The organism is Dictyoglomus sp. DH (assembly GCF_055181375.1).
The window spans coordinates 636748-660174 of sequence record NZ_CM143706.1 but is presented as its reverse complement, the minus strand read 5'-3'; the positions used below and the strand labels follow the sequence as shown (position 1 = coordinate 660174).

Below are 23427 nucleotides of genomic sequence, written 5' to 3'. Positions count from 1 at the left end.
ATTATTCAAAAATTCTAAAAAATGTCTTAATTATTATTAAAAAATCACTGCAACAAGTAGCTTTTTCGGCATATTCAAGATTAAGCCTTATCTTTTCTGGCATTACTTGTTCAATATATACTTTTTCAGGATCATCTGCTTGTGCCAAAATTTCATTTTCATTTACATACTTAATAGATGCTGGATCAGTCATACCAGGAATAAGATTTAATACCTCTCTTTGCTCAGAATTATATAACATTACATATTTCTCAACTTCTGGCCTTGGGCCTACAAGACTCATCTCTCCTTTTAAAACGTTAAATAACTGAGGAAATTCATCAAGCTTAAATTTTCTTAGATAATATCCAATTCTTGTTATTCTTGGATCTTTACCAACAGTAATTAGACCTCCCTTTTTCTCTGCATCAATAACCATCGTCCTAAATTTCCACATATAGAAAGCTTTCCCTTTATAACCAATTCTCTTTTGCACAAAAAACACAGGACCCCCATCTTCTATCTTTATCAACAAAGCAACTATCACAAAGAGAGGAAACAAAAATGGTAATCCTAATATTGTAAAAAATAGATCAAAAAATCTTTTGCATTTCCTCATTTTTTATAAATTCTAACTATATCTAAGACAGCTTCTATTACATCATAAACATCTTGATCTGTCATTCTAGGATATAAAGGTAAACTAATAATTCTTTGGTAATTTGTATATGCAACCGGAAAATCTTCTGGTTTATATCCATATTTTTCTCTATAATAAGGATGTATATGAATTGGTATAAAATGAACAGATGTTCCAATATTTCTCTTATGTAATTCTTCTATGAATTGATCCCTGTCTATCTTTAAAGCTTGAAGATTTAATCTAAGAACATAAAGATGCCATGCATGCTCTACATAAGGTCGTTCTACAGGAATTTCTAATGCTTCTTCTTTTGAAAAAGCATCATTATACATTTTCACAATTTCTCTTCTTCTTTTTTGAAATCTTTCTATTTTTTTTAGTTGCCATAATCCTATACTTGCTTGTATATCTGTCATATTATATTTAAATCCTGGATAAATTACTTCATAATACCAACTTCCTTCTTTAGAATATCTTTTCCACGCATCTTTACTCATCCCATGAAGACTTATTATCCTTGCCCTCTCAATAAAATCTGGATCTCCAGTAAGCATACCTCCCTCAGCAGTCGTTATATTCTTTGTAGCATAAAAACTAAAACATACAGGATTATTGGTAGAACCAACATATCTTGCCTTATATTTTGCCGAAACAGCATGAGCAGCATCTTCTATGACAAATAAATTATATTTTTTCGCTATATCATAGATATAGTCCAATTCTACAGGATGTCCAGAATAATGCACTGGTAAAATTGCTTTTGTCTTTGAAGTTATAGCAGGTTCTATTTTATTTGGATCAATATTTAGAGTATCTGGTTCTACATCAACCAATATTGGACGAGCCCCTACATGCTCAATAACATTCACTGAAGCACAGAAAGTCATAGGTGTTGTAATTACCTCATCTCCAGGGCCAATTCCTAATGTAACTAAAGCTATATGAAGAGCAGCTGTGCAAGAGCTAAGAGCTAAAGCAGAGGGTGCGTTAAAATAATTTTTAAATTCTTCTTCAAACCTTTTTGTTTTAGGACCAGTAGTTATCCAATCTGATTTTAAAGTTTCTATAACCTCATTTATTTCCTCTTCTTCAATAAGAGGAGGGGAAAAGGGAAGAAATGTGTTTCTCATTTTTTTGATACTCCTTTCTTTAAATATCAAAAATTTCATCCCTAAAGTAGATTACAAAATATTTTATAAAGATATATAATTCTCAAAATATAATTTAAAAATATTCCTAACCCTCCTGTTTTTGTAATAGGCACATTATGAATCTTTACAGAAGACGGATTGTCTATAATTCTTATCTTTTGACCTATAAGTAGAGAAAGATATGCAGTTATAAGGGAAAAATAAAAAGTATTATATATTTCATTATCTATTCTCTTTCTTATCAACTCCAACTATATATAAAATATTTTTGATTCATAATATTTTTCATATTTATCTTAATGTTATTTTACAATAACATTATAAAAATAATTATAACTAAATCAAGTAATTTCTAAGCAAAAAACTAAAAAATTCAAAAAAGTTTCATAAAACACTCTATAATAGGAACCAAACAAAACAATTCCTAAATTTATTTACTTTAAATAAAATATAAACCACCACTTCATGCTTAATACCCAATATAAATATAAAGTTCTGTAAATACTTTTTAAATTTTATCACTTATTGCCTCCAGGAATTTTTGAGCTAAAACTTTATAATCATGATTTTTAATAACATATTCTCTCCCCCTCATTCCCATTTCCTCCCTTTCACCAGGAGCCATAGACAATAGTTTCTTAACAGCTTCTGCAATTGCAACAGGATCCTCCGGCGGAATGGATATCCCACAACCAACCTCTTTTACTAAATCACTTCCTGCCTCAACAGCATGTATAACAGGTTTTCCTGACATCATATAATCAAAAAGTTTGTTAGGACTCATCCCATAACGATATAATCTATTTTTTCTCCAACCTATATATAGAGCATCCATTTCATTCAATAAAAAAGGAATTGAACCTTTAGCTATAGAAGTTAGAAATACAACATTATCAAGCTTATTTAACTCTACATACTTTTGGAGTTTTTCTCTTTCAGGGCCTTGCCCTACAAGGATAAGAGATACAGGTAATTCCTTAAGATATATTGCAGACTCTATAAAATAATCAAGAGCATTTGCTACACCAAAAGAACCCACATAACCCACAAGAAATTTCTCTTCTTTTTTTAATTTCTCAATAACCTCCTTACATTTCTCAGGCAATTGATCATTAAAAGATTGCCATTCTTCTGTATCAATACCATTAGGAATATGTACAAATTTATTAGCATCCATACCTCTACTAACCATATAATCCAAAGCTTTTGGTAAAATAGATATAACTTTATCTGCATGTTTATATGCAAAATCTTCAGCAATTTGCATTATTACAATAAATGGATGCCATTTAGGCAAACCGCCAAGTTCTATAGGAGTTAAAGGCCACAAATCATGAACTTCAAAAATTAATTTAGCTTTTGAAAAACGAGAAATAAGATATGCTGGAAATATATCTAAAGGATAAGTAGATGAAGCAATAACTAAATCTGGTTTAAAATATGATGATAGTTTTTTACTTAAAAATACAAGCTTAAAAACAAAAGTCAGCATATTTAGTATTCTTTTAAAACCATTACCTTTATAATTTGGGGCTTTTATCCATATATATTTAATACCCTCAATTATTTCTTCACTTATATTTCCTTTTACTGTGGGCTGTTTTATTCTTAAATGAGAGAAAGATGCTGAAATTATAACCACTCTATGTCCCATTCTAACCCATTCTCTTGCTAAGTAATAGGGACGATATTCCATACCATATTGAGGCGAACCTGCATAGTGATTAATAAGTAAAATATTCATCTCATTCCTCCCCATTATATTTTACTACTCACTAAAACAATTCTTTTCAAAAATCAAAATGCCTTGTTCCTCCAGGAAGATCTGGATTTATTGCATAATGATTAAATATCCAGATATTTTTCTTCATTTTGACATCTCCTCATATAATTTTAATAACTTTTCACTTTCTTTTTCCCAATTGTACTTCTCTAAAACCGCTCTTCTTCCATTTTCTCCCATTTCCTTAGCTTTATCAGGATGATCTATTAAATATTTTATAGCACCTGCGATCTCTTCTGGATCAAGAGGGTTTACACAAATACCACAATTATTACCTTCAACAATTTCCTTCCATAGAGGAAAATTTGAAGCAATAACAGGAAGACCAGCTACCATATATTCAAAAAGCTTAGTCGGAATACTTTCAACATAATTAGGATCCGGATGTAAAATAGCTATCCCTATTTGACTATTAGAGAGAAAATTAAATACTTTATCGTGGGAGACTTCCCCATAAATCTCTATATTATTCATAATCTCATACTCCTTTGCTAAATTAATTACTTCATTTAATAAATGAGTAGGATAAAAAGGACCAATCAACTTTAACATGACATTGTAATGTTCTTCTTTATTCAAAATCCTAAGCGTTTCAATTGCTTCAAAAATACCCCTTAACTTTGTTATTCCACCAACATATATTATGTTCCATTTTTTAACCCAAAATTTAGCTTTATCATTAACATTATTAATATGTACCAACAAAGGATAATTTCTTATTTTTTCAATCTTTTTAATATTACCATAATTTTCAATATAAGAATCCTCTGCAATAATTATAAAATCAATAAAAAATAAGCAAATTTTTTCTATAACACTATATATTAAGGAGACAAATTTATTACTTTTTAAAGGGATCCAAGATTTATTCAAAATTTGTTTTGGAACATTTTCATGTACATCATAAATCACTTTTTTTCCAGTAAATATTTTTAATAATACTCCTACCGGTAACAGCTCAGGATCATGGAAATGATAAACATCCATCTTTAATTTCATTGCCTTAAAAAATGCTTTAATAGGTAATATTAAGACCCTCCTTATTCTACTATTTGTCTTTGATAGTGATATTATATTTATTCCATCCACCTTTTCATCTTTATCATGTTGAGCTATAAGATAAACCTCATAACCTGCTTTAGCAAGAGTTTTACACTCTTTATGAAAAATACGTACATCAAATGGTGGATGAACCGTTGTTATGTGACAAATTTTCTTTATCATTTTTTATAATCCTCCTAAAGGCATATATAGACCCCAAAAATGTAAATAGAAGGCGATTGTCATTTATATCCCCTGAAAACTGAGAATTTAAAAACATAAAAATAAAATTAAGTAAAACCCCCAAATTTAAATAATAATTAACATTATTAGCTCCTTTAATATTACTTGATACAACTCTTAGCGAAAATAAGATAATGAAAGTAAATAAAAACATTCCTAAAATGCCCAGTTCAGATAAAATCTCCAAAAAAATATTATGAGGATATATTCTCATATCCGATCTATTATATATATAACTAAATCCACCTATACCTACACCTATCATATTTTGAGGAAAATTATATATAGATATTAAAGCGGTTCTATACATAGAAATCCTTGTTTCTACAGACCTTCCCTCTAAATTTTCTAAAAGAATTAATCTATAAAACGTAGTTACTAAAAAATCTTTACAAAAGATAATTAATAAAAAACTTATAAAAATCAATAAAAACATTACTAGAATTATATTTAAATAATTTTTTTTAACCCTTATGTCTCTTCTTAAAAGTTTAAAAGAATGTAAGACCAAATACATAAACAAAATTAAAATACTAATAGCCAAACTCAATAGTGGACCTCTTCCTCCAGCTATTAAAATATTAAAAATAGGAACTAAAATTATCAAAAAAAGGAAAATTTTTAGGATTTTTTTCTTTAACACAAAAATTAAGGTAATTATAGATAATACAGCAATTCCGCTTATTCTTCCAACAGCCAAGTAATTTGCACCTAAAGCACCATAAAAGCTAAATTCTCCAGGTTTTAAACCACCAGTTATTATATCAAATCCCATAATTAAAGTTAACATTATAAGTACAATCAAAAAACGTACATATGAATCTTTATCTTTAAAAATAAGCAAAGGAAAAATAAAACTCATAGATGTTATAAATAAAAATCTAAATAATTTTTCAGAACCATATAATGGTGAAGGAGTATATAACAAGCTCAAAATAGCCATAAATAACAATAAAAGATATGTCATGAAGATTTGTTTTGGGGGTAAAAATAACTTTATTTTCTTTAAAAGGATATTATGATAAACACTTAAAATAGTTAGAATCTCAAAAAAAATAGTAAGATCTAAATATCTCGATATCAAATATAACCTCGCATCTGCTTTATATACACCTGCTGTAAGAAAAAGTGCAAAATAAATTTCAGGATATTTAAAAAATATATCTATAAATTTTATCAAGCTAACAATTAATCTTACAATAATATTTTGAAAAAAAATTAAAATATTATTCAATTTCATCATATTCTTATTATGGAGTATACTTATGAACTTCATAATACATTTTTATTTTATTTTATTTTTAACACTAATCTTCCCTCCTCCAATTTATATTCACTCCCACAACTTTTACAAATTGCTTCATTATTCTCATTAAACTCCAATCTTACTCCACATTTACATACCCAGCCAATCTGTCTTGCTGGAACTCCTACTACAAGAGCATATGGCGGTACATCTTTTGTCACTACTGCTCCCGCACCTACAAAGGCATATTCTCCTATTGTTACTCCACATACTATGGTAGCATTTGCTCCTATTGTTGTACCTCTTTTTACCAATGTCTTCCTAAACTCATGTTTTCTCTCAATAAATGCCCTTGGGTTTATCACATTGGTAAATACACAAGAGGGTCCACAAAATACATCATCTTCTATTTCTACTCCTTCATAAACACTCACATTATTCTGTATTTTCACATTATTCCCTATTTTTACATTTGGTCCCACCATTACATTTTGTCCAAGCACACAATTTTTACCTATTTTACTTCCACTTAATATATGACAAAAATGCCAAATTTTAGTGCCTTCTCCTATTTCAACCCCATCATCCACATAAGAGCTTTCATGAACAAAATATGATTTATTACTTGACATATACCCCTCCATCATATTTAATTTAAGCTACTCTCACCTTTATCAACCAACTTCATTGCTCTTTCAAGAACAGTTAATACTCTTAATCCTTCATAACCATCTGTTATGGGTCTTTTTCTTTCTTTAACACATTCTATAAAATGAAGAAGCTCTAATTTTAATGGTTCATTATTTTCGACAGCAATAACTTGCAGTTCTTCCTTCTTAGCTATAGGGTATCCATTATTAAATTCTACTTTATGAGAGTATAAAAACAACTTTTCTTTAGTGGTATCATCAAATACAATCATACCTTTTGTACCTATTACTACTAATTTTTGTTCTTTAAAAGGATGCCACCAACTTACAAATATATGTCCTTTAATTCCATTACTAAACTCAAGAGATGCCAATACTCCATCTTCAACCCCTTTTGTTATAAATCCAAACCCTTGAGAATATATATTAATAGGCATATCACCTACTATACTAAGAATCAAAGATATATCATGAGGGGCAAGACTCCACCATGCATTCTCATCCTTTCTAACCTTCCCTATATTTAACCTATGAGAATAAATATAAATAATACTACCTATAGCACCATTTTTTATCAGTTCCTTCAACTTATTTACAGCTGGATGATACTGCAAAATATGCCCTACCATAAGAATTTTTCCCTTCTCTTCTGCCAACTTAACTATCTCTTCCCCTTCTCTTACAGATATAGCCATAGGTTTTTCTACAAATACATCCTTATTATTCAATAGAGCTTTTTTGACCAATTCATAATGAGTTATTGCAGGAGTTGCTATAGCTACAGAAGTTATCTCTGGATTTTGAAAAATATCTTCTACTTTTTGAGTGTAATTTACATCTGGAAAATCTTTTTTTCTTTCTTCAATAACCTTTTCATCAAAGTCACATGCTGTATGAAGAACATTAAGTTCATACAAATTCCTTAATATGTTTTTACCCCAATATCCGAGCCCTATAAGTCCTATAAATTTATCCATTTTAATTATTATCTATTATTCATTACCCACTTTTTCATATATCTCTATTTGAACTCCATATCCAAGTTTTTCTAAAAAATTTTTACAATCCTCCCATGCAAGACCAAAGGCTGGAACATTAGATAATCCAATATAACTTAAAATATCTCTTATTAAATCAAAATAATCTTCTTCAAAGTCTTCTTCTATTAAACATCTTTCAGCCCAATCCACAAGCTCATCTAAAGAAATTCTACTATAAAGATAATCTATAATTTTTTTGGCTAAATCTCTTCTTGTTATCATAAAAATACTAAAAACCTCCTAATTTTAATTAATTTACATCATTTTTATTAACTTTTCTATGGCCAAGATCTTCAGGATATTTTTTGTGAACCTCTATTAATTACCCCTTATCATTATAAATCTCTTGATAAAACTTTATAGTATTCTCATCAATATCCACTTATTTTACGTATTTAGCCCTCCATCCAGCCTTTCCTTTAACTTCATACCAATACTTTCTACCCCATGAATACTCTTCCCAATTTTTAAATTTCTTTTCGTTAAGTTTTCTCTTATTATATCCCATCCCACATCTTCAGATCATCAACATCTTCTCTTACAAAATTATTACTCTTTCATCTATGTTAATTCCTCTTTTTCTCAATGCATTTCTTGTATCAACAATTCTTTTCGCATTATTATATATAGTATTATAATCTATATTATCATGATCTGTAACAATTAATATACAATCAGTTTTTTTAACTTTTTCTTCTGTTAATTCACACGACCTATATACTTTATCGTTACCATTTGCATTTATTTTTATCTCTGATATATAGGGATCATAATACTCCACTTCTCCACCAAGTCTTTCAAGTTCTGGAATAATCTTTAATGCTGGGGATTCTCTAGGATCCGCAATATTAGGTTTGTAAGATACTCCTATAATAAGTATCTTTGATCCGTTAACTGATTTCTTATCCTTATTAAGTGCTTCCATAACAAGTTGTACTACATATTTAGGCATACTATCATTAATTTCTCCAGCAAGCTCTATAAATCTCACCTCAAAATCATACTCTTTGGCCTTCCATGAGAGATAAAAGGGATCTATCGGAATGCAGTGACCTCCCAGTCCTGGTCCAGGATAAAAGGGCATAAAACCGTATGGTTTTGTTGATGCAGCTTGGATAACCTCCCATATATCAATACCCATCTTATTACACAATATTGCAAGCTCGTTTATGAAAGATATATTTACAAGTCGAAATATATTTTCAAGAAGTTTCTCCATTTCTGCCACTTTAGGCGAAGAAACCTTAAATACTTGTGAAACTATTAGGGAGTAGAGTTCTGCTGCTTTATCAGTAGAAACCTGATTTATTCCTCCAACTACTTTTGGTATATCTTTTGTAGTAAACTTTTTATTTCCGGGATCTACCCTCTCAGGAGAAAAAGCAACATAGAAATCTTCTCCTGCTTTCAGTCCACTTTTCTCTAATATTGGTACCAAAACTTCTTCTGTAGTACCAGGATAAGTAGTACTTTCTAAGACAACTAACTGGCCCTTTTTTAATTCTTTGGATATCTCAGTCGCAACATTAACTATGTATGAAATATCAGGTTCTTTGTGAGGACCAAGAGGAGTTGGTACACATATAATTACTGCATCAGAATCTTTAACAGGTTCAAAATCAACATAAGCTTTTAAATTACCACTTCTTACAACTTGTAATAAATCCTCACTTTTCACATCATCAATATATGATTTACCTTTATTTACCATTTCTACTTTCTTGGGATTTTGCTCAATCCCATACACTATAACTCCAGCTCTTGCAAATTCCAAGGCTAATGGAAGTCCTACATAACCCAAGCCTACTACAGATATTTTTTTAAAGCTCATTTTTCAGTCCTCCAGTTCTTTATTTAATTCTATATAATAGATGAATTCTCTAAATCACCTACATTATTTAAAAATTCATACAAACGAGATAAGTCAATTTTCATATATTCATGTACAAGTAGGTTCCTCAAACCTATCATATTAATCAATCTTTTACCTAAATCTTCAGGTATATATCCATTTTTTATTAAAATCTCTATACATTCTCTATAATTTTTAGGACTTCCTAAATTATTACTACTTACTAAAGCACAAGATATATCTACTACTTCTTGAATACACTCTAAAATTCCATATCTTAAAGCCCACTCTTTAACCTTATCTTTCAGAAGATCCTCTAAGGACGTTTTGTTTTTAAAATCTTCCAATATTACTAATTTATCCTCTAACCTTCTTATTCTTTCTTTAAGCATTCCTTTATCCCAAACTTTCTATTCTTTATTCTTTCTTTTAAATCTCTATCCATCATTTTTCTCAAATACTCTGTATCCATATATTCTATAAATGTCCTATATTTAAATTCAACAAATTTTTCCTTATTTATTACATAAATAGGCATTCCTTTTGAAATTATCTCAAAAGCCATAACAGGATCCATTTTGTAGAGATTATTTAGTATCACAATATCTACATTCTTCTCCAATTTAGTTTCTAATCGAGAAACTATATCTCCAATCTCCAAAAGTTCTAAATCTCTTTGTAAATGAATTGCAATATCAATATCGCTATCTTCTCTAAAATTTCCTTTAACTAAGGATCCAAATATTATTACAAAACCAACTGGATAGTCTATTATAATCTCTTTAAGCTCTTCCTTTGTTTTTTCAATAATTTCTTTTTTTATAACCATCAAAGTAATTTATGAAATTTCCTTTATTACAATCTCTTTCATCTTTGGAGTAGAATAATAATCACTAAAATCTACATAATCTCCTTCTTTAATATTTCTCTCTGCCTCTAATATCTTTTCTATATCTGCTCCCACTAATCTATTCCATCCATAATTTACAGTTTCAATCCATTCTGTTTCATCTCTTAAAGTAATACATGGTAATCTTAGCCAAAAGGCCTCTTTTTGTACACCACCAGAATCTGTAAATATGGCAATAGCATTCTTTTCCAAACTTATCATATCCAAGTATCCAACAGGATCAATTAATAATATATTCTCATTATCTAAATAATTCTCTAAATTAAACTCTTTGATTCTGTTTCTTGTTCTGGGATGAATTGGAAATACAACTTTTTTTCTAAATTGAGCAACTGCGAAAAGTATATTTTTTAATCTATCATAATTATCTGTATTTTCAGCTCTATGAATAGTAAGAAGATAATATTCTTTAGGATTTAGCTTCATGTTTTCTAATATTTTAATTTTTTCTTCACTTATCCTTGAAAAATACATAAGAGCATCAAACATTATATCTCCTACCAAATAAACTCCTTTTGTTATACCTTCTTTTTCCAAATTTTTAACTGCTGTCTCTGTAGGACAAAACAGTACATCAGAGAGATGATCTGTCACGATTCTATTTATCTCCTCAGGCATCATTTTATTAAAACTTCTTAGACCTGCCTCAACATGAGCTAATTTTATATGAAGCTTAGATGAAGCCAAAGCTCCTGCCAAAGTAGAATTTGTATCTCCATAGACTATAACCAAATCTGGCTTTCTCTTCATAAGTACCTCTTCTATGGCTATTAACATTTTGCCTGTCTGCTCACCATGAGAACCTGATCCAATACCAAGATTGTAATCAGGCTCTGGAATTTCAAGTTCTTTAAAGAATATATCACTCATATTATCATCGTAATGCTGACCTGTATGTACAATTGTCTCTTTAAAACCTTCCTCTCTTAAGACTTTTGAAAGAGGAGCAAGCTTGATAAATTGCGGTCTTGCACCTACAATGGAGACTATATTAAGTCCCATCTAAATTCTCTTCCTTTCTTTATATAAACTTACCTCTTATCATAAAAGAAACATCATAATTTCTTTAATAATCTATATAATCTATCAAAATCTCTATTTCAATTTCACTTTACAGGACACAAAAATATATAAATCTAAATTATCATCAGACATAGCCAAAAATCTTTACTACTAATAATAAAATCCCTTTCTAACAGTCTCTAATCCTTATGTTTTGAAATGTATAATCTATGATACTCCACTTTCTTTCATGACTTTTTTTGTTAAATTCATATCCTTTTTATATGTAGTAATTAATCCTATAATTGCTTTTTCAATTTCTTCTTTTTCTCTCTTCTTTGCAGATTCCAGTAGTTCTTGTAGTTTTCTATTAAAAGTATTCCTATCAATACCCATACTTGAAACTATCTTATATATCTTAGGATGAGAGGTTTTTTCAATTTTTTCTTCCTTTTCCCAAAGTTCTTCTTTTAATTTTTCTCCAGGTCTAAGCCCAATTATCTTTATTCCTATATCATCAACCGAATGCCCAGAAAGTTCAATAAAGTTTTTAGCAAGATCCAAAATCTTTACTGGCTTTCCCATATCAAGCACAAAAATATCTCCAGATGTTCCTATACTTCCTGCCTGAAGCACAAGTCCTACAGCCTCCGGAATAGTCATAAAATATCTTTCCATCTCAGGATCTGTAATAGTAATAGGGCCACCACTTTCAAGTTGTTTCTTAAAAACCTCCAGTACACTTCCTCTACTTCCTAAAACATTTCCAAATCTTACCGCAATAAAATTGGTCTTAGAATTACTATTATAGAATTTAACCAACATTTCTCCAATTCTTTTTGTCGCTCCCATAATGTTAGCAGGATATACCGCTTTGTCAGTAGATATAAAGATGAATTTTTCGGCCTCCACATGTATACTTGCATCCATAACATTAATAGTACCAAATACATTATTAAATACTGCTTCATCAGGATTTTCCTCCATAAGAGGCACATGTTTATGAGCAGCTGAATGAAATATTATCTGAGGCCTCTCCTTTTCAAAGACATAAAAAATTCTATCTCTATCCTTTATATCTGCTATATATGATTTTATAGAAAGATCTGGATAATATTTTTTTAATTCCATTTCTATATTAAAAATACTATTTTCTCCTCTTCCAAGAAGAATGAGTTTTTCTGGCTCATATTTTGTCACTTGCCTACATATTTCAGAACCTATGGAACCTCCTGCACCAGTTACAAGAATCTTCTTACTTTTTATATATTCCCTTATTTTCTCCGAATCTAAGTTTATTACATCCCTTTCAAGCAGGTCCTCAATTCTTACATTTCTTATCTTGTTAATACTTACTCTGCCATCTATAAGCTCCCAAATACCAGGAAGCGTCTTTACAGGAATTTTCAATTTAGAAGCCATACTAACTATATCCCTTATTAAAGATGAGGGAGCTGAAGGTATAGCAATGAGTATCTCATGTACAGAATTATTCTTTGCAATCTGATGCAGAGAGGATATAGGTCCTAAAACCTTTACTCCATGAATTATTTTTCCAATTTTATTCTTATCATCATCAAGAAAGCCAACAACGTTATAATTTAACTCCTTATGGGTTTTAATCTCCCTTAATATTTTCTCTCCCGCATCACCAGCCCCAATGATAATTACATTTTTGTAATGATTATTTAGAGGTTTTGTATGTTTAAAAGTTTCATAAAACCATCTTATAAAAGCCCTTAATGAAAAAAGCATTATAAGAGACAAAACATAGGAGATTACAAATATAGAACGAGGATAACCCTCTAATGGAAATATCATACCTAAAAGATAAAAATTAAGCTTTTCAAAAGTAAGTGCAAGGGTTAAATCCTTTAATGCGTCTAAACTAAAATATTCCCAGAGAGTTCTATATATTTTAAATACTAAGAAATAAAACATAAAAAATATGATAATTTCCCTTAAAAGAGCGTACATTATAATTGGGATATACTTTTGAGGAATTGAAAATTCAAATCTTAGAAAAAAAGCAAGAAATATAGAAATTATAAAAAAAACCCAGTCTAATAAGATACGCACCCAAGTTTTTTTAATTATTCTAACCAATTCAACCCCCAACATATTTTATCTTTCTTAATCTACATTTGTTTATTTATTATATCATAAAGAATGTAATTTAAAAGTGATTTTCGTCACTACTGACAATCTCCATAAATTTATTTTTAAATCATCTCATATTGCAAAAATTTTTCACTTGTGATAATATAAAATTGAAAATAATAATTATTTTTAAAAAGGAGGTGTAATAATGGAGAATCTTGAAAGAAAAGGGCTTCCACTTCTTGGTGAACCTTTCCCAGAAATGAAAGTTTTAACCACTCATGGTGAGAAAGTACTTCCTAATGACTATAAAGGTAAATGGTTTGTACTTTTTAGTCATCCTGCCGATTTTACTCCAGTATGTACGACTGAGTTTGTGGCTTTTCAAAAAAGATATGAAAAATTTAGAGCTCTCAATACAGAATTAATAGGTTTAAGTATTGACCAAGTCTTCAGTCACATAAAATGGGTTGAATGGATAAAAGAAAAGTTAGGTGTTGATATTGAATTCCCAATTATTGCAGATGATACAGGAAAGGTAGCAGAAAAGCTTGGTTTAATCCATCCAGGAAAAGGAACAAATACTGTAAGAGCAGTATTTGTCGTTGATGATAAAGGAATAATCAGATTGATACTTTACTATCCACAGGAAGTAGGAAGAAACATGGATGAAATTTTAAGAGTGGTAGAAGCATTACAGGTATCTGATAAATATGGAGTAGCTATTCCCGCTCACTGGCCAGATAGTGAAGTTGTTGGTAAAGACCATGTAATAATCCCTCCTGCAAAGGATATAAAAACAGCCAAGGAAAGACTCGAATCTGCTAAAAAAGGAGAAATTGAATGCTTTGATTGGTGGCTCTGCCACAAGAAATTAACAAGATAATAAAAAACTAAAAACTAATAGTAGAAATTAAATAAGGTATCCCCTAAACAGGGGATACCTTATTTTTTGATTCCTCTATATATTTTATTGCAATTAAAGTAGAAAGCAAAGAAACAAAGGTTAGAAAACGATACATACCTTTCAATCCAGAAATATCAGCTACAAATCCTGAGATTATAGGTCCAATTGTTGAAGATAAGGACATACCCATGCTCAATAAACCTTGAGCAGTAGCCCTTTCTTCTGGATTAACTAAATCATTCATATAAACAATAGGGATCGTACCTATAACAGCAAAGGTTAAAGAGTGTAATAATTGAATTAAGATTATATGCCACGGATTAGTAGTTAATGTATAAAGAAAGATCCTTATAGGAAGAACAATAGAGGTAAATACTAATAAAGGTTTTCTCCCTACCTTATCAGATAAATGTCCCCAGATAAGCATAAAAGGAATTTCAGAAAAGGAACTTGCTGAATAAGCAAAACTTATATGTTTACTTTCACCCCCTAAGGATCGAATCAAAAGATTCACATTAGAAGATGCTCCAAGAAGAGCTACGTAGTAAATAATGTAAAATAAAAGAAAATTTCTAACATCAGATCTTAAAATTAATCTCTTAATATTCCTAAAGTCAACCTTAGATACGCTAATCTTAGAAGAAGGTTCTTTCACAATAAGACTTATCGTTAAGCCTAACATATATATTAAACCAATCATAACAAACATAATCTTAGGCTCAACCAGTTTAGGATAAAAACCTGTAACAAGCATAAGTAATAAAAAACCTATACTTCCCCATATTCTTATAGAGGCATAATGGGTACCAGTATTTTCGGATATAGCATAGTCCATAACAAGTACATTAGCCATAGTAGTTATAGTACTTACAAAAACCCCTAAAAGAAAATAAACAAATATAAAAGTCCAAAAACTATTCAATTTAGGAAAAACAAGAGAGTAAAGAATAATAAGCATAATAAAGCTTAAAATAATAAATGGCTTTCTCTTCCCTATCTTATCTGATAAATAACCTATATATACCTGAAAAATAGTCCCAGAAAGAGATGAGATAGCAGATAAAAGCCCTATCATTCCAATAGAAAAACCTTTTATTTCTCTTAAATAAACAGGTACAAAGGAGAAGATAAATACCCAAGCAGAAAAGTATATAAAAAAGAATATCTTTAATAAAAAAATCTCTTTTTTCATAAGTTTTATTTTACATTTATGATAAACTATAAACAAGACCATCAAATCCACAAATATACCTTTTAGGAGGTGTCCATCATGAGAGATCGCTTAGAAAGGATAATAAAATACATGAATGATGCATTCCAAAAAGACAAAGGATTATGGTCTCACTCTGTAATGGATGTTCTTGAAAATGCCACTTCAAAAGAGGCAGTTTTTAAAAAGGAAAATACCCATAGTATTTGGGAGATAACAAATCATTTAATTTTTGGGAAAGAATATCTCTTAAGTATCCTTGAAGGAAAAGATCTTCCTTCCGAAGATGACTTTAAAACTCCCACTGATACCTCTGAAGAGGCTTGGAAAAATACAGTTAAAAGACTTGAAGACGCACATAATAAGCTTATAGAAATATTAAAAACCAAGAATGATGATGACCTTGATAAAAATATTGGAGAATATGGTACATTAGAAGACAATCTATATGGTATAATAAGTCATGATTGTTATCATGCTGGGCAGATAGTTTTTATTCTACAACTTATGGGAATTGAGTTATAGATGTTAACAAATTTTTAAAATAATTAATATAACTTTAACCCTTCTTGGTTGACACCATATTAAATATTTGATACCTTATTTAACGAAAGTTGATGTTATTAAAAAAGTTTAGGAATAAAAAGTAAGGTTAGTAAGTCTAAAAAAGTAAAAATAGTAAGTTAGAGAAGACACCTCCCCCTCTCACCCCCTCCCCCTGAGTCCCCCCTCTCAGGGGGTTTATTTTTTTATGAGACAATTTCACTATTTCTTTCCTCCCAATAATTAAATTGGGACATAAACATATGATAATAAATTCCTTTCTTTTTCATAAGTTCCTCATGATTGCCTATCTCTAAAATCCTTCCGTTTTCAATAACTATAATTTTGTCAACATTTTGCACAGTAGATAGTCTATGAGCAATAATAATAGAAGTTCTTCCCTTAAGAAGGATCTCAATTCCCATTTGAAGTAATCTCTCAGTATAGGTATCCACGCTTGCAGTTGCTTCGTCAAGTAGTATAATTTTAGGATTTGCAATAAGGGTTCTTGCCAAAGAAATTATTTGCCTTTGTCCTGAAGAAAGCCTCATTCCTCGCTCATTAATATTTGTATCATAACCCCTCTCCATATTAGAGATAAAATCATGGGCATAAACCTTCTTTACTGTCTCAACTACTTCATCATAAGTAGCATCAAGTCTTCCATATTTTATATTTTCAAGAATAGTACCCGAGAATAAAAATGTATCCTGAAACATTACTGCGATCTGTTTTCTTAAGCTCTCTAATTTAATCTTTTTAATATTTATCCCATCAATAAGAAGCTCTCCTTCTTGTGGATCATAAAATCTACATAACAGATTAACAATAGTACTTTTACCTGCACCTGTATGTCCAACAAGGGCCACTTTCTCACCAGGTTTTATTTTAAAACTTACATTATCCAAAACCTTTCTCTTTCCATCATAAGAAAAGGAGACATTTCTAAATTCTATTTCTCCCTTTATATCAATATCTATTGCATCTTCTTCCTCCTTTATATTTGGCTTTATATCCATTATTTCAAATATTCTCTCCGCACTTGCCATGCCTATAACAAAATTGTTATATAAATTTGAAAGGTTCATTATAGGTCTCCAAAACATGCCTATATAGCTTGCAAATGCAATAAGAAGGCCTACAGAAATATCACCTGCCTTAATCATTTTTACTCCAAAATAGAAGGTTATAACAGTACCTATTCCCCAAGAAAACTCCACCATCGGCCAAAATAAATCATTTATCCTTACTGCTCTAACAAAAGCCTGCCTTACATCCCATGCAAGATCAGAAAATATATTGGCTCTATATTTTTCTGCTGTAAAATATTTAACAACTCTTATTCCAGAAAAGTTTTCATGAGTAAAAGCATTAAGGGTAGATCCCTTTTTCCTCACTATTTGCCATCTTTTTCTGCTTATAGTTTGTATTGAAAAAAGAACTATAAATAAAAGAGGTAACGTAGACATAGCATACAAAGCAAGTCTTGAATTAAGATAAAACATTATTAACAAAGTAGCAATTATAGTAACAGAATCAGGTATAAGATTGGTAATACTCATATTAAAAAGATTTGCTAAAGAGTTTACGTCACTTATTATTCTTGCCAAAATTTTTCCTACTGGTCTTTCATCAAAAAAAGCAAAAGAAAGCTGTTGAATATGACTATATAAATCTTGCCTAATATTTAATAATACTCCATGGGTAATCTTTGCCATTCTTTGAGTTCTCTTTTTTGCAGATATCATAGATATGAGATTTAAGACGGTCATTAAAACGCCAACAAGAATTAATCCTTTACTATCTTTATCTTTAATAAAACTATCAATAGCAAATTTAATAAAATAGGGATTTAGTAAATCGACCACCATAACTACAAAAATGAAAAATAATACAACAAATACTTCATTTTTAAACGGCTTCAAATATTTAAAGAGTCTTTTTAGGATATCTAAACTTACCTTCTCTTCTAATTTTTCATCTTCTCTTAATGCATAGGGCATTTTTAAACTAAGTCCTCCTCTATAAAGGCAAATTTTCCATATTGTTCCTGATAAATTTCATAATATCTACCTCTTTTCCTTAAAAGCTCTTCATGAGTTCCTCTTTCTATAATCTCCCCTTTATCAAGTACTATTATTTCATTAGCGTCCTTCACCGCAGAAACTCTATGAGCAATAATAATTTTTGTTATTCCCTTATATTTCTCTAAAGATTTTTGAATATAAAGCTCTGTTTCTAAATCAAGAGCAGAAGTAGGATCATCAAGAATCAAAATCTTAGTAGATCTTACCAAGGCACGAGCAATAGTAAGCCTTTGTTTCTGACCTCCTGAAAGCCCAAGACCTCTTTCCCCTATAACTGTGTCAAGCTTTTCTGGTAGACTCATTACAAAATGATAGGATCTTGTATCCTTTAACGCCTGAATTATCCTTTCATCATTTATATCCTTACCAAGCTTTATATTCTCCCTCACAGTATCTGAGAAAAGAAATATATCCTGAGGGACATACGAAAGATGCTCTCTCAAAACCTGTAAATCAATTTTTCTTATATCAATCCCATCTATTAATATTTCACCTTCCCAAGGTTCATAATATCTTCCCAATAAGTTTACAAGGGTAGTTTTTCCTGAACCCGTAATCCCCATAATACCAAGTGTCTGCCCAGGTTTTATATGAAAACTGATATTCTTTAATACATACTCATCTTTATATTTAAAAGAGACATTCCTAAACTCTATCTCCCCCTTTACTTCCTTAATCTCTATTCTTTCCCCTATGTAAGATGTCTCTGATTTCTCTTTAAATAACTTATCTATCTTCTTTAAAGAAGCCAAACATTGAGCTAACATGTTGACAATCCATCCCCCTAATCTTACAGGCCATACAATCATAGAAACATACCATGAATAAGAAACTAATGTACCAATTGACATTTTTTCTGCAATCACTAAAAGTCCTCCAATAGTAATTGATAGAGCTATTGAAAAATTAGTTAAAAATTCCATCCAAGGAAAATACTTTGCAAAAATTTTTGCCTGCTTCACATTTAACTCATAATTTCTCATGTTTTCTTTAAAAAACTTCTCTATCTCATACTTCTCCCTACCAAAGGACTTTACAACTCTTATTCCAGCTATATCTTCTTGAGCAGTAGTATTCATCCTGACCCCTTGATCTGATATCTCTCCATATACCTCATCATTTTCTTTCTCAAGTTTATAAGCTGTATAACCAATAAAAGGAATAACAAGTAGCACTATTAGAGTTAGTCTGGTTTCTATAGAGAAAAGGATTATACTGGCAATAATAAAATAAAAAAGTTGTTCAATAAAAAAAACCAATCCAAAACCGAAAGTAAACCAAATATTTTCAATGTCTTCTCTGATACGGGACATAAGTTCACCAGTATTTATGCCATCAAAAAAAGAAAGAGGCAAAGTTTGAAGATGTTCGAAAAGATCTTTCCTCAACTCATAAGCAAGTCTTGATCCACCCAAATCCATAAAATACTCTTTAAAATATCCAAGAAATACTCTGGAAACTGTTATTAAAGTAAGAGATAGAAGTAATCGCGATAAAAGACTTTTATCCTTGCCTATAATTACTTTGTCTACAAGTATCCCAACAATTTTAGGATTAAACATATCAAGGGATAAGGCCAAAATAGCACAAAAAATAGCTGATAAAAAAAAGTGTAAGTTATTCTTTATATATTTCTTTAATCTCATCATATTAAATTACACCTTTATGAAATTTTATTTTCCAGTTATTTAGTAAGCCAAGTTTATATTATATCCCTCCCCCTACAAAAATAAAACCCCTTTCGCCTCATTCATGACGAAAGGGGGAATTAGAAAAATAAGATTTTTACTAAGGTTATTTATTTAACAACATTAAGATTCAAGTCTATTACAGTGTCATTGTCATCAGGGGGAAGATCAGAAAAATAAGAAATCAAAATTTTTCCTATTAAGATTTCATTATCATCCTCAGAATGTGCTAAATTATCAAAGAATTCTAATACTAATTTACTAATTTTCTCGTCTCCTTTGTAATGAGAGATAATAGCATCAGGCAAAATATCAATGATCTTGGAATTTGGAGCTATATCCGAGGGTAAATCAATAGATAAAAGATTACTGGCCTTTAACATTGCCTCTACCCTTGATAAACCTTTCTTCATTAAATAACCCGCAAAATATTGTGGGATAATATTTTTTATCCCTGTCTTTAAAAAGTCATAAGCATAGTCTTGAAAAGAAATACCTTTTATATCGAAATCAATCTTTTCTACCTTTTTATTACCGACAATTAGTTTTTTATCCTCTGTTAATGTTATCATTCTGTAAGGACACGGATATGTAACAAGAGAACCTGTCTCTATATCTAAGAGAAAATTACCATTTTGAAAATCCTTTCTCACTATATCTTGGGCGTGGAAATGGCCAGTAAATATCACATTTAGTCCTTTTTCTGCAAATAATTTAGCTACCTCCTCATAATTATTTATAATATATTCAGGAAATAACATCTTTTGACCTTCGAAGTGTTCTAAAATACCATGATGCATCATTCCAAAAACAATTTTATTTTCCTTTTTAGCAATTTCAACTTGTTTTAAAATCCAGTCTAAAGTCTCTTTCGATATTTCACCCTCTGTTTTTGAATATGGATTATATTTACATGCATCTATAGCAATTATCCTTACATCTTTTATAGGTTCAACTACATAACTTAAAGAATTATTATCCACAGCTATTGCCTCTTTATATCCAAATTCCCAGTAAATTTTCTTAAACTCTTCTGGTGTCACGCTTTTTACAGCTTCTACCTTATCCCCATCATACTTGTAAGCATGATTATTATTTACATCATGATTACCATTTATAACATAAACTTTTTTACCGTTATCTTTTAGTTCCTTTAAATAACCGGCAAATTCAAGATGAGATATCTCTTCCCCATCTTTTGTCAAATCTCCTGGAATCAAAACAATATCCACATCACTACTTTTAAGATCTTCTATTACCGCCTTTAAAATAGCAGGACTTTCTAAGATCATCTTTCTATCCATCATAATATATTCTTCAAATTTAGGACCTCTTTTAATTAACAAGTTAGGGCTGAAGTAATGAGGATCAGAAAATATTGCTATTTTTGCTTTTACCTTTTCCATATTTGCCATTACAGGATTTAAAAAATTAAATAAAGATAGAAGTAAAAAAACTATAAGTAAACTCCCTATTACTGATCCAACTATTATACTTTTTTTCTTAAACATTAACTTACCCCCTTTTTAAAATTTTTTCATTTTCAAATATAAGGGAAGTACATTAAACATGGGTTTAAATACTCTTAAGAATTCATTGGAAGAGTTCAAAGATTTTTTAAAGGGGAGAGATTATTTAATTCCCAAAATTCCTGATACTAATTTTAAACCTTTATCAATTAGACCCCAAATTTTTCTTGCCTCATCAATTTTCCATCTTTTTCCTAAATATAGATATAACATCACAACAATACCTATAGCAGAAAATAAATTAAAAGCAAGATAGATTTGTTTTGATGGTAAAACACAATCTAAAAATTTATAGATAAAAAACGCAAGCATACCTATAAGAGCTCCAGAAATCATAAATTTCATAATATCTCTTTTGGTCTCTTTTGAAAGAACTTCTCCTATTTTTAATCTAAAGGATCTGTAAAGCAGTACAAAAGAAATAAAAGAAGCTAAAGAAGTAGCAAGAGCAAGACCTCTATGGGCAAGAGGTTTAATAAATATAGTGTTTAATGCTATATTTGAAAGGAGAGCTAAAATAGAGTTAATAGTAGGTGTTTTTGTATCATGAAGGGCATAAAATCCTCTCACCATAATTAAATTAATACTCATAAATACTAATCCAATAGAATAGAAGGTTAATGATTCTGATGTCCTTTGGGTAGCAATAACATCAAAAGCTCCTCTTTGAAAAGCAAGCTGGACTATAGGGGTTGAAAGAAATATGAGTCCAAAAGTGGCTGGAATAATAAAAAACAACAGCGCTCTTATGATTTTTTCTATAGATAGTTTGAATTTTTCTAAATCATCATTTTGAGCACTAAAAGCAAGGTCAGTATATATGGCTGTAGCAAGAGCATTTACAAACAAATTCATAGGAAGTTGATAAATTCTACTCGCATAATTCAAGGCTGATATACTACCTTCAGAAAGATAAGATCCAAAAATTCTATCTACTGCCATATTCAAGATTCCTACACTTTGTCCCAAAAATATAGGCCCTATAAGAATAAGTGCTTTTTTTAAACCCTCATATTTTAGATTAAACTCCCACCTTAAATTTACACCAATTCTTTTAAGAGCTGGGATAAGAAGAATATATTGGACAAATACATTAGCAAGATAGCCCCATGGAAGTATGTAAGCCCCAAATATTTTATGAAAGAAAAATATAGATATAATGAAAATAACACTTCCAAGTACTCCTGCCAGATTTGGAATAAAAAAACTTTTTTGAGAATTATAAAGTCCAGTAATTAAACCATAAGTGCCCCAAAATATGATAGAAGGAAGCATAATATAGGTAAAAATTAAAGTAAGATTTCTTGTTTCTTGATTAAATCCTGGAGCCAAAATATTAACTATAAAGGGAGCTAAGAAGTACGCAAGAAGTGTAGCACCAATAAGGATTATCAATATATCGGTAAGAAGAATAGAAGTAAACCTTTCTGCTTCTTCTTTTCCTTTCTTTTCTCTCCATTCAGCATAAAGAGGTATAAATACTGCTGATAATGCTCCTGAAATAAGCCCCGCAAGAACTCCAGGTATAGCTTGTGCCACTATAAAACTATCAGTAAATTTTTTTGCTCCAAAAAAGGCAGCAATCATCATTTCCCTTAAAAAGCCTATTATCCTACTAATAGTTGCAAGGATTGTAATCAGGATTGCTGCCTGAGTGACGTTTTGTCTAAATATTAAATTTTTAAACTTTTTCTTTAAACCACTATCCATAAACAGATGTAATTATACCTCAAAAATAGAGAGTTTAAAAAGATCACGATTAATAATTTTTAATATTTCTTAAATATTTCTTTGATATAATCATTCGTGAAAAAATTAACAAT

22 protein-coding genes are annotated in these 23427 nt (G+C 30.0%); 2 read left to right on the top strand and 20 right to left on the bottom strand.

The annotated features are described in order from the left end of the window. Nucleotide 1: 1 nt before the first annotated feature. From ACY3JJ_RS03150 to ACY3JJ_RS03080, 15 genes are all read right to left on the bottom strand, one after another. Complete coding sequence (locus ACY3JJ_RS03150) at nt 2–598, bottom strand: sugar transferase (protein ID WP_463082628.1); 597 nt, start codon at nt 596–598, stop codon at nt 2–4. Further along, on the bottom strand, nt 595–1752 hold the full coding sequence (locus ACY3JJ_RS03145) for a DegT/DnrJ/EryC1/StrS family aminotransferase (protein ID WP_463092343.1): 1158 nt from the start codon (nt 1750–1752) through the stop codon (nt 595–597). Before ACY3JJ_RS03145 ends, ACY3JJ_RS03150 begins: the two co-directional genes overlap by 4 nt. 41 nt (nt 1753–1793) lie before the next feature. Further along, nucleotides 1794–2018: a hypothetical protein gene (locus ACY3JJ_RS03140; protein WP_463092342.1), complete on the bottom strand. Its 225-nt coding sequence runs from the start codon at nt 2016–2018 to the stop codon at nt 1794–1796. A 263-nt stretch (nt 2019–2281) separates the two neighbouring features. After that, nucleotides 2282–3517, bottom strand: coding sequence for a glycosyltransferase family 4 protein (locus ACY3JJ_RS03135; protein ID WP_463092341.1), 1236 nt, complete (start codon nt 3515–3517; stop codon nt 2282–2284). Between the two features lie 123 nt (nt 3518–3640). Continuing rightward, nucleotides 3641–4780, bottom strand: coding sequence for a glycosyltransferase family 4 protein (locus ACY3JJ_RS03130; RefSeq protein ID WP_463092340.1), 1140 nt, complete (start codon nt 4778–4780; stop codon nt 3641–3643). After that, nucleotides 4734–6116 (bottom strand): O-antigen ligase family protein, encoded by a 1383-nt coding sequence (locus tag ACY3JJ_RS03125; RefSeq protein ID WP_463092339.1) that lies wholly within the window; start codon nt 6114–6116, stop codon nt 4734–4736. Before ACY3JJ_RS03125 ends, ACY3JJ_RS03130 begins: the two co-directional genes overlap by 47 nt. 14 nt (nt 6117–6130) lie before the next feature. Beyond that, nucleotides 6131–6718, bottom strand: coding sequence for an acyltransferase (locus ACY3JJ_RS03120; protein WP_463092338.1), 588 nt, complete (start codon nt 6716–6718; stop codon nt 6131–6133). A gap of 17 nt (nt 6719–6735) precedes the next feature. Then, nucleotides 6736–7713, bottom strand: a complete 978-nt coding sequence (locus tag ACY3JJ_RS03115; protein WP_463092337.1) for a Gfo/Idh/MocA family protein — start codon at nt 7711–7713, stop codon at nt 6736–6738. A gap of 15 nt (nt 7714–7728) precedes the next feature. After that, on the bottom strand, nt 7729–7998 hold the full coding sequence (locus ACY3JJ_RS03110; RefSeq protein ID WP_463092336.1) for a hypothetical protein: 270 nt from the start codon (nt 7996–7998) through the stop codon (nt 7729–7731). Nucleotides 7999–8158: 160 nt separating this feature from the next. Next, complete coding sequence (locus ACY3JJ_RS03105) at nt 8159–8284, bottom strand: hypothetical protein (protein WP_463092335.1); 126 nt, start codon at nt 8282–8284, stop codon at nt 8159–8161. Between the two features lie 30 nt (nt 8285–8314). Next, a complete protein-coding gene (locus tag ACY3JJ_RS03100) occupies nt 8315–9607 on the bottom strand; it encodes a nucleotide sugar dehydrogenase (RefSeq protein WP_463092334.1) in 1293 nt (430 codons plus the stop codon). A gap of 29 nt (nt 9608–9636) precedes the next feature. Next, on the bottom strand, nt 9637–10020 hold the full coding sequence (hepT, locus tag ACY3JJ_RS03095; protein ID WP_463092333.1) for a type VII toxin-antitoxin system HepT family RNase toxin: 384 nt from the start codon (nt 10018–10020) through the stop codon (nt 9637–9639). Continuing rightward, the gene (gene mntA / locus ACY3JJ_RS03090) at nt 10002–10457 is read right to left on the bottom strand and encodes a type VII toxin-antitoxin system MntA family adenylyltransferase antitoxin (protein WP_463092332.1); all 456 of its coding nucleotides are present in this window, start codon (nt 10455–10457) and stop codon (nt 10002–10004) included. Before mntA ends, hepT begins: the two co-directional genes overlap by 19 nt. 9 nt (nt 10458–10466) lie before the next feature. Beyond that, entirely contained in the window at nt 10467–11540 is a 1074-nt protein-coding gene (wecB, locus tag ACY3JJ_RS03085) for a non-hydrolyzing UDP-N-acetylglucosamine 2-epimerase (RefSeq protein WP_463092331.1), read from the bottom strand. A 228-nt stretch (nt 11541–11768) separates the two neighbouring features. Then, nucleotides 11769–13481, bottom strand: coding sequence for a polysaccharide biosynthesis protein (locus ACY3JJ_RS03080; RefSeq protein WP_463092330.1), 1713 nt, complete (start codon nt 13479–13481; stop codon nt 11769–11771). A gap of 367 nt (nt 13482–13848) precedes the next feature. Between ACY3JJ_RS03080 and ACY3JJ_RS03075 the strand changes: the two genes are divergently transcribed. Continuing rightward, nucleotides 13849–14526, top strand: a complete 678-nt coding sequence (locus ACY3JJ_RS03075) for a peroxiredoxin (protein WP_463092329.1) — start codon at nt 13849–13851, stop codon at nt 14524–14526. A gap of 43 nt (nt 14527–14569) precedes the next feature. Here the strand turns inward: ACY3JJ_RS03075 and ACY3JJ_RS03070 are convergent, their stop codons facing one another. Then, entirely contained in the window at nt 14570–15739 is a 1170-nt protein-coding gene (locus ACY3JJ_RS03070; RefSeq protein ID WP_463092328.1) for an MFS transporter, read from the bottom strand. Between the two features lie 78 nt (nt 15740–15817). Between ACY3JJ_RS03070 and ACY3JJ_RS03065 the strand changes: the two genes are divergently transcribed. Continuing rightward, complete coding sequence (locus ACY3JJ_RS03065; RefSeq protein ID WP_463082647.1) at nt 15818–16282, top strand: DinB family protein; 465 nt, start codon at nt 15818–15820, stop codon at nt 16280–16282. A 224-nt stretch (nt 16283–16506) separates the two neighbouring features. Here the strand turns inward: ACY3JJ_RS03065 and ACY3JJ_RS03060 are convergent, their stop codons facing one another. From ACY3JJ_RS03060 to murJ, 4 genes are all read right to left on the bottom strand, one after another. Beyond that, a complete protein-coding gene (locus ACY3JJ_RS03060) occupies nt 16507–18303 on the bottom strand; it encodes an ABC transporter ATP-binding protein (RefSeq protein WP_463092327.1) in 1797 nt (598 codons plus the stop codon). Nucleotides 18304–18305: 2 nt separating this feature from the next. Further along, a complete protein-coding gene (locus tag ACY3JJ_RS03055; protein ID WP_463092326.1) occupies nt 18306–20036 on the bottom strand; it encodes an ABC transporter ATP-binding protein in 1731 nt (576 codons plus the stop codon). A 149-nt stretch (nt 20037–20185) separates the two neighbouring features. Next, on the bottom strand, nt 20186–21586 hold the full coding sequence (locus ACY3JJ_RS03050) for a metallophosphoesterase family protein (RefSeq protein WP_463092325.1): 1401 nt from the start codon (nt 21584–21586) through the stop codon (nt 20186–20188). Between the two features lie 120 nt (nt 21587–21706). Then, nucleotides 21707–23314 (bottom strand): murein biosynthesis integral membrane protein MurJ, encoded by a 1608-nt coding sequence (murJ, locus tag ACY3JJ_RS03045; protein ID WP_463092324.1) that lies wholly within the window; start codon nt 23312–23314, stop codon nt 21707–21709. Nucleotides 23315–23427: the final 113 nt, after the last annotated feature.

What these genes read in the sequence shown, in the direction of transcription:
- ACY3JJ_RS03150 (WP_463082628.1), bottom strand. Translation starts at nt 598, where the DNA reads ATGAGGAAATGCAAAAGATTTTTTGATCTATTTTTTACAATATTAGGA.
- ACY3JJ_RS03145 (WP_463092343.1), bottom strand. Translation starts at nt 1,752, where the DNA reads ATGAGAAACACATTTCTTCCCTTTTCCCCTCCTCTTATTGAAGAAGAG.
- ACY3JJ_RS03135 (WP_463092341.1), bottom strand. Translation starts at nt 3,517, where the DNA reads ATGAATATTTTACTTATTAATCACTATGCAGGTTCGCCTCAATATGGT.
- ACY3JJ_RS03130 (WP_463092340.1), bottom strand. Translation starts at nt 4,780, where the DNA reads ATGATAAAGAAAATTTGTCACATAACAACGGTTCATCCACCATTTGAT.
- ACY3JJ_RS03125 (WP_463092339.1), bottom strand. Translation starts at nt 6,116, where the DNA reads ATGAAGTTCATAAGTATACTCCATAATAAGAATATGATGAAATTGAAT.
- ACY3JJ_RS03120 (WP_463092338.1), bottom strand. Translation starts at nt 6,718, where the DNA reads ATGTCAAGTAATAAATCATATTTTGTTCATGAAAGCTCTTATGTGGAT.
- ACY3JJ_RS03115 (WP_463092337.1), bottom strand. Translation starts at nt 7,713, where the DNA reads ATGGATAAATTTATAGGACTTATAGGGCTCGGATATTGGGGTAAAAAC.
- ACY3JJ_RS03110 (WP_463092336.1), bottom strand. Translation starts at nt 7,998, where the DNA reads ATGATAACAAGAAGAGATTTAGCCAAAAAAATTATAGATTATCTTTAT.
- ACY3JJ_RS03105 (WP_463092335.1), bottom strand. Translation starts at nt 8,284, where the DNA reads ATGGGATATAATAAGAGAAAACTTAACGAAAAGAAATTTAAAAATTGG.
- ACY3JJ_RS03100 (WP_463092334.1), bottom strand. Translation starts at nt 9,607, where the DNA reads ATGAGCTTTAAAAAAATATCTGTAGTAGGCTTGGGTTATGTAGGACTT.
- hepT (WP_463092333.1), bottom strand. Translation starts at nt 10,020, where the DNA reads ATGCTTAAAGAAAGAATAAGAAGGTTAGAGGATAAATTAGTAATATTG.
- mntA (WP_463092332.1), bottom strand. Translation starts at nt 10,457, where the DNA reads ATGGTTATAAAAAAAGAAATTATTGAAAAAACAAAGGAAGAGCTTAAA.
- wecB (WP_463092331.1), bottom strand. Translation starts at nt 11,540, where the DNA reads ATGGGACTTAATATAGTCTCCATTGTAGGTGCAAGACCGCAATTTATC.
- ACY3JJ_RS03080 (WP_463092330.1), bottom strand. Translation starts at nt 13,481, where the DNA reads ATGTTTTATTTCTTAGTATTTAAAATATATAGAACTCTCTGGGAATAT.
- ACY3JJ_RS03075 (WP_463092329.1), top strand. Translation starts at nt 13,849, where the DNA reads ATGGAGAATCTTGAAAGAAAAGGGCTTCCACTTCTTGGTGAACCTTTC.
- ACY3JJ_RS03070 (WP_463092328.1), bottom strand. Translation starts at nt 15,739, where the DNA reads ATGAAAAAAGAGATTTTTTTATTAAAGATATTCTTTTTTATATACTTT.
- ACY3JJ_RS03065 (WP_463082647.1), top strand. Translation starts at nt 15,818, where the DNA reads ATGAGAGATCGCTTAGAAAGGATAATAAAATACATGAATGATGCATTC.
- ACY3JJ_RS03060 (WP_463092327.1), bottom strand. Translation starts at nt 18,303, where the DNA reads ATGCCCTATGCATTAAGAGAAGATGAAAAATTAGAAGAGAAGGTAAGT.
- ACY3JJ_RS03055 (WP_463092326.1), bottom strand. Translation starts at nt 20,036, where the DNA reads ATGATGAGATTAAAGAAATATATAAAGAATAACTTACACTTTTTTTTA.
- ACY3JJ_RS03050 (WP_463092325.1), bottom strand. Translation starts at nt 21,586, where the DNA reads ATGTTTAAGAAAAAAAGTATAATAGTTGGATCAGTAATAGGGAGTTTA.
- murJ (WP_463092324.1), bottom strand. Translation starts at nt 23,314, where the DNA reads ATGGATAGTGGTTTAAAGAAAAAGTTTAAAAATTTAATATTTAGACAA.